Source organism: Mesorhizobium sp. B3-1-8 (assembly GCF_006439495.1).
Lineage (GTDB): Bacteria > Pseudomonadota > Alphaproteobacteria > Rhizobiales > Rhizobiaceae > Mesorhizobium.
In genome coordinates this window covers 41,153-57,846 of record NZ_VFTK01000006.1, presented here as the reverse complement: position 1 = coordinate 57,846, position 16,694 = coordinate 41,153, and the positions used below count along the sequence as shown (strand labels likewise).

Sequence of the window (16,694 nt, the reverse complement as noted above, 5' to 3'; positions counted from 1 at the left end):
GTCACCGCCAAGAACGCAGCCGTCTACATCGGCCGGCGTACAGGCCGGATCTGCTCCGGCTCGACCACCTTGCGGTAGAGATGCCAGGTCGCGTGGCCGAGGATCGGCATGACGACGGCAAGCCCGGCAAACAGCGGGATCGAGCCGACCACCAGCAGCACGGCGACCGTAAGCCCCCAAAGCGCCATCGTCAGAGGATTGGCCATGACGGCGCGGGCCGAGGTTTCGATCGCCGAGACGGCGCCGACATCGCGGTCGAGCAACAGCGGAAAGGCAATGACGGTGGTGGCCAAAACGACGACGGCGAAAACGAAACCGACGGCGTTGCCGACGAGGATCAGCGTCCAGCCCTTGCCGGTCGTCAGCACGTCGCGCACAAAGGCGCCGACCGAGGCGGGCGGCTCGGCGCCGAACAGGCCGGTATAGAGCGACTGCGCGGCGAACAGCCACAAAAGGAACAGCGCGAAGAGCAGGATACCGATGACCGCGATCGAGGGCAGCGCCGGCGAATGGCGCACGTCGAGCGCATGATGCCAGCGGCTGCTCATGCCAAGCTCGCGCCGGCGGCTGATCTCATAGAGGCCAATGGCCGCGAAGGGCCCGATCAGCGCGAAGCCCGACATCAGCGGATAGACGAGCTGAATGGCGTTGGAGCCGGAGCTCCACCGCGTCAGGATCAGGCCGACGATCGGATAGATCAGGCACAGGAACACATAGTGCGACGGCTTGGCCCAGAAATCCTCGGCGCCGAGCTTCAGCGCATCCCAGAGGTCCGAGGTGGAGATGTGGCGCACCGTGGGCTGCACATGCATCCCGCGCGCGTCCGTCATGACATGAAAACCGGCCATAACCGTCCTCCGTTTGTCAGAGCATGAGCCCGAAAACCGGGAGGTTCTCGCCAAGCAATCATGCGCCAGATCAGCGCGGGTCGGTCACCGCCTGCGGTGGCCGCCCGTGGCTGCCACTTCAAGAACGACCGCATCATAATCGATCTTCCGGGAAAAGTCGCCGCCTCATGCGATTTTCATCGCCTGCCCGGCAAAAGCCATGATCGCCGGTATCAGAGGCCGGATGAGCACCTCGATCACAGCCTTCCCCAATCTCAACCGCCGCACGCTGCTCGCAGCCGCCGGCCTGGCGGCGCTTGCCGGCATCGCCGCCTGCAGCACCGTCACGGTGCCGACCGGCGAAGGCGCCGGCGTCTCTTCGTCCGCCACGGCGACACTGGCCGGTATCCGCAGCTCGGCCGGGCTGCCAGCGCTGACGCCGGACGCGCAACTCGAGCAGGCGGCGCTGGAGCAGGCCGGCTACATGGCCTCGCGCGAGCGCATGAGCCACACCACCGGCTGGGGCAAGGATTTCGCCTCGCGCATGAAGGACAATGGCGTGCGTGGCGCCGCAGCCGAAAACATCGCCGAGGGCCGTTTCGACCTTGAGAAGCTGTTCGACATCTGGATACATTCGGCCGGACACCGCCGCAACATGCTCGATACGGACTTCAGCCGTTTCGGGCTGGCTTACGTGCGCGACGGCCGAGATCCGGCGCTGCGCTATTGGGCGTTGGTGCTGGGCCGTTGAAGCGGCCGGCTTAGATCAGCGACTTTATCAATCCATATGCGCCGCTGGCGCCCCGCCTACGGGCGCGGCCCTGGGCTTGCGCAGCAGAACGACGAATGGAATGGCGGCCAACGTCATCACCATCAGGATCTTGAAGTCGTTGATGTAGGAGATCATCATCGCCTGGGCATTCACGGCACGGTCGACCTGCGAAAGCGCTGCGGGATCGCCGGCGGCCGCCGCCGGAGATGCGGCCCACAGGTTTGGGTTGTACGGGTTGATGAAGGCCGAAAGCTCGGTGTGGTTGATCTGGGTGTTGCGCACCATCAGCGCCGCGACCACCGATACGCCGATGGACGAGCCCAGATTGCGCACCAGGCTGAACAGCGAGGTGGCGTCGGTGCGGTAGCGCGCATCGAGCGTGGCGAAGGCGACCGTCGACAGCGGCACGAACACCATGCCCATGCCGAGACCCTGGACGACGCCCGAAGAGATGATCAGCCAATTGTCCATCTGCGGCGTGAAGCTCGCCATCGTATAGAGCGACTGCGCGGTGAGCAGGAAGCCGATGGCGACGAGGACCCTGGCATCGATCCTGTGCATGATGCGGCCGACGACCAGCATCGAAATCATCGTGCCGATGCCGCGCGGACCCAGCACGACGCCGATGGTCACGGTCGGGTAGCCGAAGATATTGGCAAGCATCGGCGGCAACAGCGACATCGAGGCCAGGATCAGCACGCCCATGACGAAGATGAAGCCCAGCCCGGTCACGAAATTGCGGTCGAGGAAGATTTTTGGATCGATGAAGGGATGCTCTGAAGTCACCGTGTGGATGATGAACACCCAGAAGCCGGTGAGCGACAGAGCGAGCTCGATCCAGATCTCGGCGGAGTTGAACCAATCGACCTCGCCGCCGCGGTCGAGCAGAAGCTGCAGCGCGCCGACGCCGATCGACAGCATGGCGAAGCCGAAGAAGTCGAAGCCGCGCATGCGCTTGGCGACGACGGGCAGATAGGCGGCCATGCCGAGGAAGGCGAGGATGCCGACCGGCAGGTTGATGAAGAACACCCAGCGCCAATTGAAGTTTTCCGTCAACCAGCCGCCGAGCGTCGGCCCCAGGATCGGCCCAAGCATGATGCCGGCGCCCCAGATCGCCATCGCCTGGCCATGGCGCTCCTTCGGGTTGATGTCGAGCAGGAAGGTCTGCGACAGCGGCACGATGGCCGCGCCGAACACGCCCTGCAGCAGCCGGAAGAGCACCATCGTTTCGAGGCTCCAGGCAAGGCCGCAGAGCATGGAGAAGATGGTGAAGCCGACAACGGAGGCGAGGAACAGCTCCTTGCGGCCAAGCCGGTCGGCAAGCCAGCCGGTGACCGGCGTCATGATCGCCGCGGCCACGATATAGGAGGTCAGCACCCAGTTGATGTTGTCGGGCGACGCGCCGAGGTCGCCGGTCATGGTCGGCAGCGCGACATTGGCGATCGTGGTGTCGAGCGCCTGCATGATCGTCGCCAGCATCAGCGCGACCGTGATCAGTCCGCGATGCGGCACTTCCTTGAAGGCTTCGGGCGTGCTCATGATGCTGAACTTCCAGCAGGTAACAAAAACGTGTACACTAGAGCATGATGCCGAAAAGTGTGAAGCGGTTTTCGGACGACATCATGCTCTATCTCTTTGATTTAGAGGCGGATTCAGATTTCAGGCCGAACAGACCTGAAATCATCCGGCTCTAGGTTTCCGGGCGGCAAAGCCTTCCGTTGAGAGACCTTCATCGCGGTGGGACGCGACTATCGATGTGGGGGTTACATCGATCGAAAGTCTCTGTTGGAGCGGATGCCTGCCGCCCGGAAACCTGAGGACCGACGGGTCCGCGACGAGGCCCCAGCTTTCGGACCAGCCGCCATGCGGCTTGCCTCGCTGATCCTTGTCACTCCTCCCATCAGGCCAATCCCCTCAATGCCCGCGCCGCGTCGCGACGGACCTCGCTGTCGTTACTGCGCGTGCTCCCCTGCCGTGGCGTGGCCGAAGATCGACGGCAGGCCGCGCGCCACGCCGGTGTCGACGGTAACGGTGGCGCTCATGCCGGTGCGCAGCGCCATCTTGGCATCGGGATCGGTCAACTCCAGACGTACGGGAATGCGCTGCGTGACCTTGACCCAGTTGCCGGTGGCGTTTTGCGCGGGCAGCAGCGAGAACTCCGCGCCCGTGCCGGCGCCGATCGCCTTGACGATCGCCTCGAAGGTGCGGCCCGGATAAGTGTCGACGACGATCTCGGCCTTCTGGCCCGGCTTCATGTTGGTGAGCTGGGTCTCCTTGAAATTGGCGTCGATCCAGGTGTCGCCGGTCTCGACCAGCGCGAACAGCGGCGTGCCGACGGAGACATACTGGCCGACCTTGAAGGAGGCGGCCTGGTAGATGACGCCGTCGGCCGGCGCCTTCACGGTTGTCTGCGCCAGATCGTAGGCGGCCTTGTCGCGCGCGGCCAAGGCCGCCATCACGGTCGGATGCTTGTCGGTCTCGATATCCGGATTGCCGCCGAGAGCCGCCTTGGCGCTGACGATGCCCTGTTGCGCGACAGCCAACTGCTGCTTGGCCTTGTCGAGGTCGTTGCGGGCCTGGTCGAGCGAGGACTTGGCGTTGATGCCCTTCTGCGCGAGATCGGCGGCGCGGCCATATTGCGACTGCGCATAGTCGACTTCGCTGGAGGCGGACCTTTCCTGCGCCGTCGCCTGGCTGTAAGCGGCGCGCAACTGCTCGACATTGAGGCGCGCGGCGGCGACCGCCGCATTGGCCTGGGCGAGCGCGATCCTGTAAGGCTCGGGATCGATGACGAAGAGAAGGTCGCCCTGCTTGACCAGTTGGTTATCGGCGATACCAACCCGAACGATGCGGCCGGCCGTGTCGGAGGCGACCGAAATCCTGGCCTGCTGCAGATTGGCGTTCTCGGTTTCCTGATAGCGGCCGCCCGTTACCCAGACATACGCGCCGCCGACGAGCAGGGCCAGCGGCAAGGCGACCATCAACAGGAAGCGGCCGAGACGGCGCTTCTTCTTCGGCGCGGCCGGAGCCGGCTGCGGCGCAGGCGCGACCGCGACCGGAGCGGCAGCCGGCTGTACGGGGGCCTCGGCGACCGGCTGCGCCGACGCATTGGCGACCGGCTGTGCCGGCGCATTGGCGACCGGCTGTGCTGGCGCACTCAGTTTCGTGACGTTGTCGTCTTCCCGCTTGGCTACCGCGCTCATGCCGCCGCCCCTTCCCTGCTCTTTATCTTTTCGAGGGACGATGCCTCGCCATCCGTCAGGTTCTGCACGATCGTGTCCAATACCCGGACCAGGATGCGCCGCTCTTGAGGCGAAACACCGGTCAACGACTCCTCATAGACCTCGCCGGCAAGGCTTTTGACATCGGCGTAAGCGGCGCTCGCCTTCTCGGTCGGGAAGATCATGCGCACGCGCCGGTCGGTGGCATCCTGGCGGCGCTCGATCCAGCCGCCCTCCTCCATGCGATCGACGAGGCGCGAGACGCTGATCGGCTCGATTTCGAGCAGCTCAGCCAGCCGCGCCTGGGTGATGCCTTCTTCCTTGGCAACGCGCACCATCAGCCGCCATTGCGCCGAGGAAAGACCCAACCCACTGGCACGCACCTCGAAACGCTTGCGCATCAGGCGCTGCACGTCGTGGATCAAAAATCCCAATCTGTCGATACCATCTGAAACCATGAGCGATACATATAATAAGCGTGCTTACTATTCAAGTGGATGCTTTGCGCCAGATAGCCGGCAAATCGAGATATCAGGCACCCGATGCGTCGATGGTTAGTGTCCGGTGAAGATAGCTCCGATGCCTTCGTCGCCTGCACGATGGGATTTCTCGGCGGACTCGTCGCCTCGGCGATCAAGCGCGACCAGGGCGTCAAGGACCGGGGCTACCTGATCGAAGGTTCATGGCGGCATGCTCGACCGCACCGACAGCCTGGTCTTCGCTGCGCCGGTCTTGTTCCACATCGTGCGCTATTTCTGGACGGTCTAATTACCGGTCAGAGCCGGTTACGCATCAGCAACGTGACGACGAAGAACGCGCCGAGCGAACTGGTGATGATGCCGATCGGCAGTTCCTGCGGCGGCAAAAGCGTGCGGGCCAGCAGATCGCTGGCCAACAGCAGGATGGCGCCGAACAGCGCGCAGGCGATGACCAGGTTGCGATGCAAGGGGCCGGAGAGCGGCCGGCTGAGATGCGGGATCATCAGGCCGACGAAGCCGATGACGCCGGCCACGGCAACGAGAATGGCGGTCGCCAGGGCGGCGACGAGGAATGTCGCGCGGCGCATCCTCGCCACCGGCACGCCAAGGCTCTCGGCGGCGCTTTCGCCGGCGAGGAAAGCATCAAAGCGGCGGTGGTTCCGCAGGCCATAGGCGAGGATGATGCCGGCGCCAAGCGCCGCCAGGCCGATATTGTCCCAGCGGGCAAGACCGAGCCCGCCCATGGTCCAGAACAACACCGAATGGGCGGCGCGCTGGTCGCCGGCGAACACGAGATAGTTGGTCAAGGCAGTGAACAGAAATGAGACGGCGAGGCCGGCCAGGATCAGTCGCTCAGGCCCCTGCCCCTTCACCCGCGACACCAGCAGAAGCACGATCCCCGCCGCCAGCACGCCGCCGGTGAAGGCGGCAAGCGGCAGTGTCCAGACGCCGAACGTGTCGCCGAATACGGTGATGACGGAGACCGCGCCGGCCGCCGCGCCCGAGGAGAGGCCAAACAGGAACGGATCGGCGAGGTCGTTGCGAGTGACCGTCTGTAGCAGCGCGCCGACCACGCCAAGGCCGGCGCCGACGGCGATCGCCAGCAACGTGCGCGGCAGCCTCAGGTCGACGACGATGCTGCCGACCGGGCCGGATGGGCTCTGGCTGCCCAGTCCGGCCGCATGCGCCAGCGCGCCGACGACCTGGCGCAGAGGTATCAGCGTCGAGCCATAGGCGATCGAAAGCAGCCCGAGCGCGACCAGCAGCGCCGCGCCAAGCATCATGGCCAGGAAGAATGGGGTATGGCGCAGGTTCACCGTCCGGGACCTGCCGCAGCGATACTGGCGTTCGGGATCAGCCGAGGTATCCGCGACTTCGTCATTCCGTGGCGAAGCAGGAGCGAAGCTCCGTCACGGAGACCCTGGAATCCATGCCGTGAGCTTGCTCGCGAAATGCGGCGGCGCAGAATTCTACGCCGTTGCAACGCTCGAAAGTCACGGAATGGATCCTCGGGTCTGCGCCGCGTCGCTTCGCTCCTTGCTTCGCCCGTGGATGACGAAGTGAGGAGCGTTTTCGCCATTCTCCTAGGCAGGCTATCCATCAACGGCAACACTCCGGCTCATCCGTGCGTCAAACCTAAAACGCTTCCGGATGCATGGCCCTGGCGATCTTGCCGATCGCCTCGATATTTGCGGGTCCGGGCGTCAGCTCGGCGTAGCGCAGCGCGACGAAGCGCTCGTTCCTGACAGCGTCGGTCTCCTTCATGGCCGGATGGACTTTAAGGAAATCGAGCAGCTTCCTGTAGCCGCCGCCATCCTGGTAATCGAGCAGGATAAGGAACTGCGGATTGCGCGAGGCGACCGTCTCCCAGTCGGTGTTGCCCCAGCTCGTCTCCATGTCGGCCATGATGTTTTCGCCGCCGGCGGCTGCGATCATGGCGTTGGGAATGGCGAACTTGCCGGCGGTGAAGGGCTTGTCCTCGCCGGAATCGTAGAGGAACACGCGCGTGCCCTTGCGGTCGCCGACCTTGGCGGTGATATCGGCAAGCTCGGCCTTCCAGCCGGCGACCAGCTTTTCGGCCTCCGTCTCCTTGCCGAAGATCTTGCCGAGCTTCTCGACGTCGCCATAGAGCAAGTCCATCGAGGCGACGGGCCGGTTCTTGTCGAGATGGACGCAGCTTTCGGTCAGCACCAGCGTCTTGATGCCGTGCGGGGCGAGCGTGTCGGGCGTGACCTCGCCGCCCGGCTTCATGCCGTAATACCAGCCGGCGAAGAAGAAATCCGGCTGCACGGCGACGAGGTTTTCCAGCGTCGGATATTTTGGCGCCAGCTCCGGGATGGAGCCTTGCTCCGCCTTGAACTCGGGGCCGACCTTGTACCAGCCGGTGATGCCGGTAAGCCCGACGATCGACGGCTGCAGCTTCAGCGCGAAGGCCATCTCGGCCATGTTGAGGTCCTGGATGACGGCGCGTTTTGGCGGTGCATCGAAGGTGAGCGGCTTGCCGCAGCTGTCGACGGTGACCGGGAAGGCGAAGGCGGCCGAGGCGAGAAGCGAGAAGGCAAACGACAAAGGGCGTTTCACGGGATGGTGCTCCTTGTTTGGGTTGGACAGGTTCAGGATGGCGAGGAAGCGCGCGTGGGCAGCTCGAAGACGGTGAGCTCGCGGTCCTCGGTCGGGTGCCGCAGGCGCAGCACGTCGATGCCGAAAACCTCGCGGATATGCGGCTGCGCCAGCGCCTCGCGCGGCGGTGCCAGCGCGTGCAGCCGGGCGTTGCTCATCACCGCGACGTTGGTGGCGAAGGGCGCCACCAAGGCGAGATCGTGCAGCACGGCGACCACGGTCATGCTGAATTCGGCCACCAGTTCGAGCAGTTCTGCGCGGGCGCGCGGGTCAAGGTGGTTGGTCGGCTCGTCGAGGAACAGGATCTTCGGCTCTTGCGCGATGGCACGGGCGAGCTGCGCGCGCTGGCGCTCGCCGCCGGAGAGCGAGCCGATGCTGCGCGCGAGCAGTGGCAAGAGCCCGGTCCGGCGCAGTGCTTCGACGACGATGTCGCGGTCGTCGTGCCGGCGCCTCAGGCCGGCATGCGGGACGCGGCCAAGCTCGACATAGTCGATGAGCGCCAGCCGTGGATCCGGCTGGTCCGTCTGGCCAACGACGGCGATGCTGAGCGCCCGCTCGGCGGCGGTGATCCTGTCCAGCCGGCGCCCGGCCAGGCGAACCTCGCCGTGGCTCGGCGACAACGCCCCGCACAACATGCGCAGCAGAGTCGTCTTGCCGGCGCCGTTCGGGCCGATGATGGCGAGGCGCTCACCCGCCGCCAGCGACAGGCTGACATCCTCGACCAGCGTCCGGCCGTTTGCCATGGCGCCCAGATCGCGGGCTTCAAGCAGGGGCACGCTCACCGGACTTGCTTCCTGGCCTTACCCGCGGCGGGGATGCGCGCCAGTATCTTGCCGGCGAGCCTTGCCGGGCGCTGGCCGGAATTGCACCAGCCGTCGGGCAGCGAGGCATAGAGCCTGGCAAATTCGACCAGCGCTCCGGCGTCGGTGCCCCTGTCGATGGAACCGAAGAGATAGGTGGCTTTGCCTTGCGCCATGAAGGCCACGGTGAGCGGCCGCGCGCAACCCGCCATGCAGTCGATGGTCTCGATGACAAAGGAAGGCGCCGGCTGCAAGGAAAGCCTGGAGCGCAGGTCGACGCACAAACCCTCGCCGGACCTCAGCCCGGTCACGGTATCGCGACACAGCGAACAGACGATGATGTGATGGCTCGAGCGGTTCACCGTTTCACGGAAACGGCGAACCGCTCTATCTCTTTGTTTTGACGCAATACCAGACGGAAAACCGCTACACACTTTTCCTGGAATTGCTCTCGATGCGTCCAACATTCCGTCACTTTCCAAAATGGCGACGGAAGGATGCTGGACGAGCCGGCCGACAAGACCGGTGCCCGCGTCTCCTCCCGGCACACCCCGTCCGGTCAACTCATGTCGATGGCAGGTCTCCTGGCTCGCGGGTCGTTGCGCCATCCGCCTTCCCAGCCTTGCCGGCCAGTGGCGTTTCGGATGGAGCTCGCCGCTCACAGTTGCGGGGGCAGCCACGGGTTCGATCCAGACCGGATCTCACCGTGTTCCCTTTTCACCCCTCGCCTTGCGGCTCGGGGACCATGACGCAGCCATCGTAGGTTGTCCGCGCGCGAGTCGCAACGGTTTCTGCGCGCGTTCATCACCGCGTGAAGCGACCTGCCTGGAGAAATGCATTCGTGGTTCGATTCTCGTTTAGATATGTAATAACGTTACATATCAACGATTGCGTAGCAGTCAATCCCTCCTCGCGCCGTCTCACCCAAACATCGGAAAATTTTCAGAAACCGTTCGGGATTTGCCGGAGCCGAAATCGCAAAAAGATCGGGCTGGCGAAAGACAGGTTGCAACGCCTTGATCCCCTGCCAGCCAACGCAGTTTCCCGGCCGCCGCGTCCTCCCAAGCGCGGCCGCAACCTTGGGCATGGAGACAACATGATTGCCGCACGTTTTCACAACAGTCCTCTTGGGCACAACAAGCCGCTCAGGCGCCGCCTTGTCGCCGGCTCCATCGCCGCGCTCGCTTGCGGTGCCGTGATGGTCTGGCACGGCGCCAGAAGCGAAGCATCGAACGTCGCGCCGGGCACGCCCGAAACCAAGCTGGTCAAGGCAGTTTCGGTCTCGCCGGAACCCGTCGCGGATAACCGCGTCGCTATCGGCGAGATCAAGCCGAGGCTGGAGAGCGATCTCGGTTTTCGCGTTTCCGGCAAGCTCATCCGGCGCACCGCCGAGGTCGGCGCCACGGTGAAGAAGGGCGAGGTGCTCGCCCGGGTCGACGACCAGGATTATCGAAACCGGCTGGCCAGCGCGGAAGCCGATGTGACAGCGGCCGAGGCCGTGCTGGTGGAAGCCAGCGCCGCCGAAGCGCGTATCAGCGCGCTGCTCGCCAAGGGTTTCACGACACGCGCCAACCATGACGCGACGCTAAAGAATCTGCGCTCGGCCGAGGCCAAGCTGAAATCGGCGAACATCGCCTTCGCGATGGCCAAGGACCAGCTCGGTTACACCGAGCTCCGGGCCGAATTCGACGGCATCGTCACCGCCACCGGCGCCGAGGCCGGCCAATCGGTCAATGTTGGGCAGATGGTGGTACGCGTCGCCGATCCGGAGAGCCGCGACGCGGTGTTCTCTATCGCGGAAGCGGCCTTTACCAGCGCCCGGCGCGGTCGAAAGATACCCACCGTCACCGTCTCGCTGCTCAGCAATCCGGCGGTCTCGACCGCCGGCACTGTGCGCGAGATAGCGCCGATGGCCGACGCCGCCACCCGCACCTTCCAGGTGAAGGTTTCGCTCGAGAATGCGCCTGACGAGATGCGCTTCGGCGCAAGTGTCGCCGGCCGCGTCGAGATCGCCGGCGCTCCTGTCGTGCTGCTGCCGGGCAGCGCGCTGTTCGACAAGGAAGGCAAGCCCGCCGTCTGGGTGGTGTCGGCCTCGTCGGCTGTCGAGCTCAAGCCGGTCACCATCGCCCGCTACGAGACTGACCGCGTAGTCGTCAGTGCCGGGCTCACCAAGGGCGACCGGGTCGTCACTGCCGGCGTAAACCGGCTGCGGGAACACGAAAAAGTCCGTATCGTTGAGGGAGAAGGAAAATGACCATGTCAAAGACCAAGGTCCTCATCGCCGGCGCCGGCCCGACCGGGCTGACGCTCGCGCTCTGGTTGACCAAGCTCGGCGTTCCGGTGCGCATCTTCGACAAGGCTGCCGCTCCCGGCGAAACCTCGCGCGCGCTGGCCGTCCAGGCGCGCACGCTGGAATTCCACCGTCAGATCGGCATCGTCGACGACGTGCTTGCAGCGGGCGTGAAGATCGAACAGCTCACCGTGCACACGCCGGCAGGCGTCGCCGCGAGACTCCCGCTCGCCGATTTCGGCCGCGGCATCAGCCCCTATTCCTTCGCCTTCGCGCTGCCGCAGGACATCCACGAGCGCGTGCTGATCACGCATCTGGAGCGCGCCGGCGTCGAGGTGGAGCGCGGCACGGAGCTCATCGCTTTCCAGGACAAGGGCCACGCGGTCATCGCGACGCTGAGCAAGGAAGGCCAGACGGAAACCGTCGTCGCCGACTACCTCGCCGGTTGCGACGGCGCCCACAGCACAGTGCGCCACGGGCTGAATATCGGCTTTCCTGGCGGCGCCTACGAACAGTCCTTCTACGTCGTCGACGTGAAAGGCCGTGGCGACATCACCCGCAACGGCATGGACACGACCATCAGCACCTACGGTTTTGCCATCGTCATGCCGGTCCGGCAGTCGGGTTCGATCCGGCTGATCGGCATCGTGCCGAAGGCGCATGAGGCGGACGAGACGATCAGCTTCGAGGCGATTCGCGCCGACGTCGAGCGCGACACCGGCGTAACGGTCGACGAGGTCAACTGGTTCTCGACCTACCGGGTCCATCATCGCGTTGCCGAGAATTTTCGCGTCGGCCGTGTGTTCCTCTGCGGCGACGCTGGCCACATCCACAGCCCGGCCGGCGGACAGGGGATGAACACCGGCATGGGCGATGCGGTGAACCTTGCCTGGAAGCTCGCTGCCGTCGTCCAGGGCCGCGCCGATCCGCGCCTGCTCGACAGCTATGAGCCGGAGCGCATCGCCTTCGCCCACAGACTGATCGAGAGCACGGACCAGGCGTTCCGCATCGCCACGAGCCGCTCGCGGCTCGTCGGCCTGTTCCGGCGCTATCTGATGCCGAAAATCCTGAACATCGCGCTGCACACGTCATACGGCTCGCGCGCCTTCTTCGGCGTCATCTCGCAGGCGGCGATCCAGTACCGCGCCGGCCCGATCAGCTCGGGCACAGCGGGAAAGATCAGCGGCGGCGACCGCCTGCCCTATGTGCCGATGCCAAGCAGCGACAATTTCGAGCCGCTGCGCTCGCTGGACTGGCAGGTGCATGTCTATGGCGAGGTCAATGCGGAATTCCGGGCCATGCTGGCATCGACCGGCATTCCGGTTCACGGCTTCGCCTGGTCGGAGACCGCCGCGAAAGCCGCCTTGCAGCGCGACGCCGCCTATCTGGTGAGGCCGGACGGGCATGTCGCGCTCGCCTCGCCGGTGCAGGAGGCGGCGAGCTTCCAGCGCTACCTCGCCGGCCTCGCCATCAAACCAAGGACGGCCGAGCGGGCGCCATACCGTGTACCGGGCACCATGCACAGCCTGGCCTGACTTGCCGCGGCGCCCGCCAAATGGCGGGCGCTGACCGGACCCAAACCATCACTTGTTTTCGCCAGCCGGCAGAAGCCGGCGGAACGCGCCTTCGCGCGCGCTGAAAGGGCTTTGCATCATGACCAGCTTCAATCTTTCCGAATGGGCGCTGCGCCACCGCAGCTTCATCGTCTACCTGATGATCGCGGCCGCACTCGCCGGCCTCTACGCCTATCGCGGTCTCGGCCGCGAGGAGGACCCGCCCTTCATCATCAAGACCATGGTGGTGAAGACGATGTGGCCAGGCGCCAGCACCAGCGACACGGTCGAACAGATCACCGACCGCATCGAGAAGAAGCTCGAGGAACTGCCCGATCTCGACTACGTCAAGAGCTACACCAAGCCGGGCGAATCCATCGTCTTCGTCAACCTGAAGGACACTGTTGCCGGCGACGAGGTGCAGCCGCTCTGGTACCAGGTGCGCAAGAAGCTAGACGACATCAAGCCGACGCTGCCGTCAGGGGTGCAAGGCCCGTTCTTCAACGACGAGTTCGGCGACACCTATTCGCTGATCTACGCGCTCACCTCCGACAGCCTCAGCCATCGCGAGCTGAAGGATATGGCGACCAGCCTGCGCGCCGGGCTGCTCACGGTGAAGGACGTCGCCAAGGTCGACCTGATCGGCCAGCAGGACGAGAAGATCTATCTCGAATTCTCGACCCAGAAGGTGGCGGCGCTCGGCCTCGACGTCGGCACGCTGACGCAGGCGTTGCAGGCGCAGAACGCGCTGACGCCGAGCGGCACGGTCGACGCCGGTCCCGAGCGCATCGCCATCCGCGTGTCCGGTTCCTTCACGTCGGAAGAGAGCCTGAAGGCGATCAACTTCTACGCCAACGGCCATTACTTCCGGTTGGGCGACGTCGCCGAGGTCAAGCGCGCCGATTCCGACCCGCCGCAGCCGATGTTCCGCTTCAACGGCAAGCCAGCGGTCGGCATCGCCGTCTCGATGACGGCAGGCGGCGACGCGCTGGCATTGGGCGAAAACGTCAAGGAGAAGATGCATGAGATGGAGGCCGAGCTGCCGCTCGGCGCCGAGCTCGGCATGGTCGCGGACCAGTCGCATGTCGTGGAAGAATCCGTCGGCGAATTCACCAAGAGCCTCGGCGAAGCGATCGCCATCGTGCTTGCCGTGTCACTGCTGGCGCTTGGCTGGCGCCCCGGCGTCGTCGTGGCGGTTGCCATCCCGCTGGTGCTGGCGATCACCTTCGTCACCATGCAGTATTTCGGCATATCGCTGCAGCGTATCTCGCTCGGCGCGCTGATCATCGCGCTCGGCCTGCTGGTCGACGATGCGATGATCGCGGTCGAGATGATGATCGCCCGCATGGAGGAAGGCTACGATAAGATCTCGGCCGCCACCTATGCCTATACCTCGACTGCCTTCCCGATGCTGACCGGCACGGTGGTGACGATCGCCGGCTTCGTGCCGGTCGGCTTCGCCAAGAGCGGCGCCGGCGAATACTGCTTCTCGCTGTTTGCGGTCGTCGCCATCGCGCTCGTCGTCTCCTGGGTCGTCGCGGTGCTGTTCACGCCGCTAACCGGCGTCTTCATTCTGCCGGACCGCATCAAGGGACATGGCGGCAGCCACCAGCCGTCGCGCATTGCCCGTGGCTTCCAGGTGCTGCTCGAAACCGCGATGCGGGCGAAGTGGCTGGTGCTGTCGGCGACCGCCGGGCTGTTCGCGCTCTCGGTCGTTGCCATGGGCTTCGTCGGCCAGGAGTTCTTCCCGAAGTCGGACCGGCCGGAAGTCATGCTCGATCTCACACTGCCGCGCACCGCCTCGATCCAGGCGACGGACGCGGTCGTCGAGCGCGTCGAGAAGCTGCTCGCTTCCGATCCTGACATCGACCATTGGAGCTTCTATGTCGGCCAGGGCGCGGTGCGCTTCTACCTGCCGCTCGACGCGCAGCTGGCCAACGACTTTTTCGCCCAGGCGGTGGTGGTGACCAAGGGTCATGCCGTGCGCCAAGCGGTCATCGACCGTCTGGAGAAGGAGCTGTCGACCGGCTTCGACGACGTCATGGCCCGCGTCACGCCGCTGGAACTTGGCCCGCCGGTCGGCTGGCCGCTGAAGTTCCGTGTCAGCGGTCCAGACCCGGACAAGACGCGCGGTCTCGCGCAGCAGTTCGCGCAGGTGCTCGGCAGCGACGCAGCGGTCCGCAACATCAACTACGACTGGAACGAGCCGGCCAAGGTCATCAAGGTCGAGGTCGACCAGGACCGGGCGCGTGCGCTGGGCATCTCCTCGCAGCAGCTGTCGGAGACGATCAACGCGATCCTGTCCGGCTCGAAGATCACCGAAATGCGCGACGACACCTATCTCGTCGACATCGTCGCCCGCGCCGTGGATTCGGAACGCGCCAGCATCGACACGCTGCGCGGCCTGACGATCAGCGCCTCCGGCGGACGGCGCGTGCCGCTCGAACAGGTGGCGAATCTCAGCTACCAGACCGAGCCGCCGCTGATCTGGCGTCGAGGCCGCCTGCCGACCGTGACCGTGCAGGCCGACGTCGCGACGGGCGAGAACGCCACCATCGTGTCGAAGCGGCTGGAGAAGGCGATCGCCACGTTTAAGGCCGAGCTGCCGGCGCGCTACGGCGTCGAGCAGGGTGGCGTCATCGAGGACAGCGCCAAGGCGCAGGCCAGCATCTTCGTGGTCTTTCCGCTGATGCTGTTTATCATGGCTACGGTGCTGATGATCCAGCTGATGAGCTTCCAGCGCTTGGTGCTGGTGCTGCTCACCGCTCCGCTGGCCATCGTCGGCGTCGCCGGCGCGCTGCTTCTGTCAGGGGCTCCGATGGGCTTTGTCGCCATCCTCGGCGTGATGTCGCTGATCGGCATGGTGATCCGCAACTCGGTCATCCTGATCGCGCAGATCGACCAGCATATCGCCGCCGGCGAGGAGCCGTGGGCGGCGGTGATCAGCGCCACCACGCACCGGCTGCGGCCGATCCTGCTGACGGCGGCAGCAGCCATCCTCGGCATGATCCCGATCGCGCCGACCGTGTTCTGGGGACCGATGGCCTATGCGGTGATGGGCGGCCTGATGGTGGCGACCGTGCTGACGCTGGTTTTCCTGCCGACGCTCTACGTCGCCTGGTTCCGCATCAAGGTGCCGGAACACGCCGCGGCAGGGACCGAGCCGGTCACCGCCACCGCCGAACCGCAGGCCATCGCCGCCTGAGCGGCGAGGCACGGCAAGCCACGGCGGCGACGCCGCCGTGGCCGCATCCCAACAACAAACAGAAAGGCAAGATCATGTCCTCCTTCTACGGAAACCTCTTCGTTCGCCTGAACGCCGGCTTCCTGTTGCTGGCGTCGGCCGGCGGGCTCTTCACCGACATTGCCGGCTCCTTCTTCGGGCGCGGCCCGGAAGCAATCCTGCTCGGCGATGCGCCCGGTACCGGCATCGGCTTCATCGAGGCGCACGGGCTTGCCCTGATCATCGGCGTGACGCTCTGGCGCATCGCCTATTCCCGCAACTGGCATGCCGTCCTGGCTGCCGTGCACATTCTGCTTGGAACGGCGAACCTTCTGTTCTGGCAGTTCTTCGTCGCCGCGGACGTGCTCGTCGTCGGCTACGTCACAACCACGGCGCACTGGGTGCTCGTGGTTGCTCACCTGGCGGCGCTGACGGGCTCGACCCGGCTTGCCGCTCAATCCTCCCACTAGACTTCAACCAACATCTGGAGAAACCAACATGCCCATGAAATCCTTGAAGAAATACCGCTCGGCCGCAGCTCTGCTCGCCCTTGCGATCACCGCTGTCGAAATCGTCGGCAGCGCCGTGCCCGCTTTGTCGCCGGTCAGCACCGCCGAGGCCCGCATCGGGGCGCCGTGGACGCCGCGCAGCGCCGCCGGAGTCGCCCGCCGCACCACCACCTGGCGCGTGCTGCGGCACACCACGGCCTGGGTCGCGACGCTGCCCACCGGTTGCGTCCGCACCAAGGTCAACGGTTTTGACGTCTGGCGCTGCGGCGGCACTTACTACCGGCTCTATCAGGGCCGCTACATCGTGGTCGTGGCCGATTGATCGGCCTCGGGCATCAGCTAAAGCGCGTCGCCCTGAAACGGATTCAGTCGACGCGCTTTTAAGTCTCTGTTTTTGATGC

The 16,694-nt window shown here is 65.2% G+C and carries 14 protein-coding genes, 1 pseudogene and 1 riboswitch; of the genes and pseudogenes, 7 read left to right on the top strand and 8 right to left on the bottom strand.

The genetic code is table 11. The features are described 5' to 3' along the window. Positions 1 to 23: 23 nt before the first annotated feature. Positions 24 to 848, bottom strand: a complete 825-nt coding sequence (locus tag FJ424_RS07560) for a DUF2189 domain-containing protein (protein ID WP_140656965.1) — start codon at positions 846 to 848, stop codon at positions 24 to 26. Between the two features lie 223 nt (positions 849 to 1,071). On the opposite strand from FJ424_RS07560, the gene FJ424_RS07555 reads away from it, so the two are divergent. After that, positions 1,072 to 1,578, top strand: coding sequence for a CAP domain-containing protein (locus FJ424_RS07555; protein ID WP_140656963.1), 507 nt, complete (start codon positions 1,072 to 1,074; stop codon positions 1,576 to 1,578). Between the two features lie 27 nt (positions 1,579 to 1,605). Here FJ424_RS07555 and FJ424_RS07550 read toward each other — a convergent pair whose 3' ends face one another. The 3 genes from FJ424_RS07550 to FJ424_RS07540 all read right to left on the bottom strand — a co-directional run bounded on the left by FJ424_RS07550 (position 1,606) and on the right by FJ424_RS07540 (position 5,278). Further along, positions 1,606 to 3,138 carry a DHA2 family efflux MFS transporter permease subunit gene (locus FJ424_RS07550; protein WP_140656960.1) on the bottom strand — a complete coding sequence of 511 codons (1,533 nt, stop codon included), beginning with the start codon at positions 3,136 to 3,138 and terminating at the stop codon, positions 1,606 to 1,608. A gap of 413 nt (positions 3,139 to 3,551) precedes the next feature. After that, positions 3,552 to 4,802: an HlyD family secretion protein gene (locus FJ424_RS07545; protein ID WP_140656958.1), complete on the bottom strand. Its 1,251-nt coding sequence runs from the start codon at positions 4,800 to 4,802 to the stop codon at positions 3,552 to 3,554. Beyond that, positions 4,799 to 5,278 carry a MarR family transcriptional regulator gene (locus tag FJ424_RS07540; RefSeq protein WP_140656956.1) on the bottom strand — a complete coding sequence of 160 codons (480 nt, stop codon included), beginning with the start codon at positions 5,276 to 5,278 and terminating at the stop codon, positions 4,799 to 4,801. Before FJ424_RS07540 ends, FJ424_RS07545 begins: the two co-directional genes overlap by 4 nt. Before the next feature lie 132 nt (positions 5,279 to 5,410). Here FJ424_RS07540 and FJ424_RS07535 point away from each other — a divergent pair. Beyond that, a pseudogene (locus FJ424_RS07535) lies at positions 5,411 to 5,588 on the top strand (phosphatidate cytidylyltransferase); the annotation flags it as partial. A 7-nt stretch (positions 5,589 to 5,595) separates the two neighbouring features. Here FJ424_RS07535 and FJ424_RS07530 read toward each other — a convergent pair. The 4 genes from FJ424_RS07530 to FJ424_RS07515 all read right to left on the bottom strand — a co-directional run bounded on the left by FJ424_RS07530 (position 5,596) and on the right by FJ424_RS07515 (position 9,080). Beyond that, a complete protein-coding gene (locus FJ424_RS07530) occupies positions 5,596 to 6,582 on the bottom strand; it encodes an iron ABC transporter permease (RefSeq protein ID WP_140657026.1) in 987 nt (328 codons plus the stop codon). Between the two features lie 352 nt (positions 6,583 to 6,934). Beyond that, complete coding sequence (locus FJ424_RS07525) at positions 6,935 to 7,879, bottom strand: ABC transporter substrate-binding protein (RefSeq protein ID WP_140656954.1); 945 nt, start codon at positions 7,877 to 7,879, stop codon at positions 6,935 to 6,937. Between the two features lie 32 nt (positions 7,880 to 7,911). Then, entirely contained in the window at positions 7,912 to 8,700 is a 789-nt protein-coding gene (locus FJ424_RS07520) for an ABC transporter ATP-binding protein (RefSeq protein WP_140656952.1), read from the bottom strand. Further along, on the bottom strand, positions 8,697 to 9,080 hold the full coding sequence (locus FJ424_RS07515; protein WP_246677173.1) for a DUF1636 family protein: 384 nt from the start codon (positions 9,078 to 9,080) through the stop codon (positions 8,697 to 8,699). Before FJ424_RS07515 ends, FJ424_RS07520 begins: the two co-directional genes overlap by 4 nt. A 194-nt stretch (positions 9,081 to 9,274) precedes the next feature. Further along, positions 9,275 to 9,481, bottom strand: a riboswitch (cobalamin riboswitch). Between the two features lie 333 nt (positions 9,482 to 9,814). Here FJ424_RS07515 and FJ424_RS07510 point away from each other — a divergent pair. From FJ424_RS07510 to FJ424_RS07490, 5 genes are all read left to right on the top strand, one after another. After that, positions 9,815 to 10,972 (top strand): efflux RND transporter periplasmic adaptor subunit, encoded by a 1,158-nt coding sequence (locus tag FJ424_RS07510; RefSeq protein WP_140656948.1) that lies wholly within the window; start codon positions 9,815 to 9,817, stop codon positions 10,970 to 10,972. Further along, positions 10,969 to 12,543 carry an FAD-dependent monooxygenase gene (locus FJ424_RS07505; protein WP_140656946.1) on the top strand — a complete coding sequence of 525 codons (1,575 nt, stop codon included), beginning with the start codon at positions 10,969 to 10,971 and terminating at the stop codon, positions 12,541 to 12,543. Before FJ424_RS07510 ends, FJ424_RS07505 begins: the two co-directional genes overlap by 4 nt. 118 nt (positions 12,544 to 12,661) lie before the next feature. After that, positions 12,662 to 15,766 carry an efflux RND transporter permease subunit gene (locus FJ424_RS07500; RefSeq protein WP_281405429.1) on the top strand — a complete coding sequence of 1,035 codons (3,105 nt, stop codon included), beginning with the start codon at positions 12,662 to 12,664 and terminating at the stop codon, positions 15,764 to 15,766. Positions 15,767 to 15,840: 74 nt separating this feature from the next. Beyond that, positions 15,841 to 16,254: a hypothetical protein gene (locus FJ424_RS07495; protein WP_140656944.1), complete on the top strand. Its 414-nt coding sequence runs from the start codon at positions 15,841 to 15,843 to the stop codon at positions 16,252 to 16,254. A gap of 28 nt (positions 16,255 to 16,282) precedes the next feature. Then, the gene (locus tag FJ424_RS07490; RefSeq protein ID WP_246672278.1) at positions 16,283 to 16,615 is read left to right on the top strand and encodes a hypothetical protein; all 333 of its coding nucleotides are present in this window, start codon (positions 16,283 to 16,285) and stop codon (positions 16,613 to 16,615) included. Positions 16,616 to 16,694 lie beyond the last annotated feature (79 nt).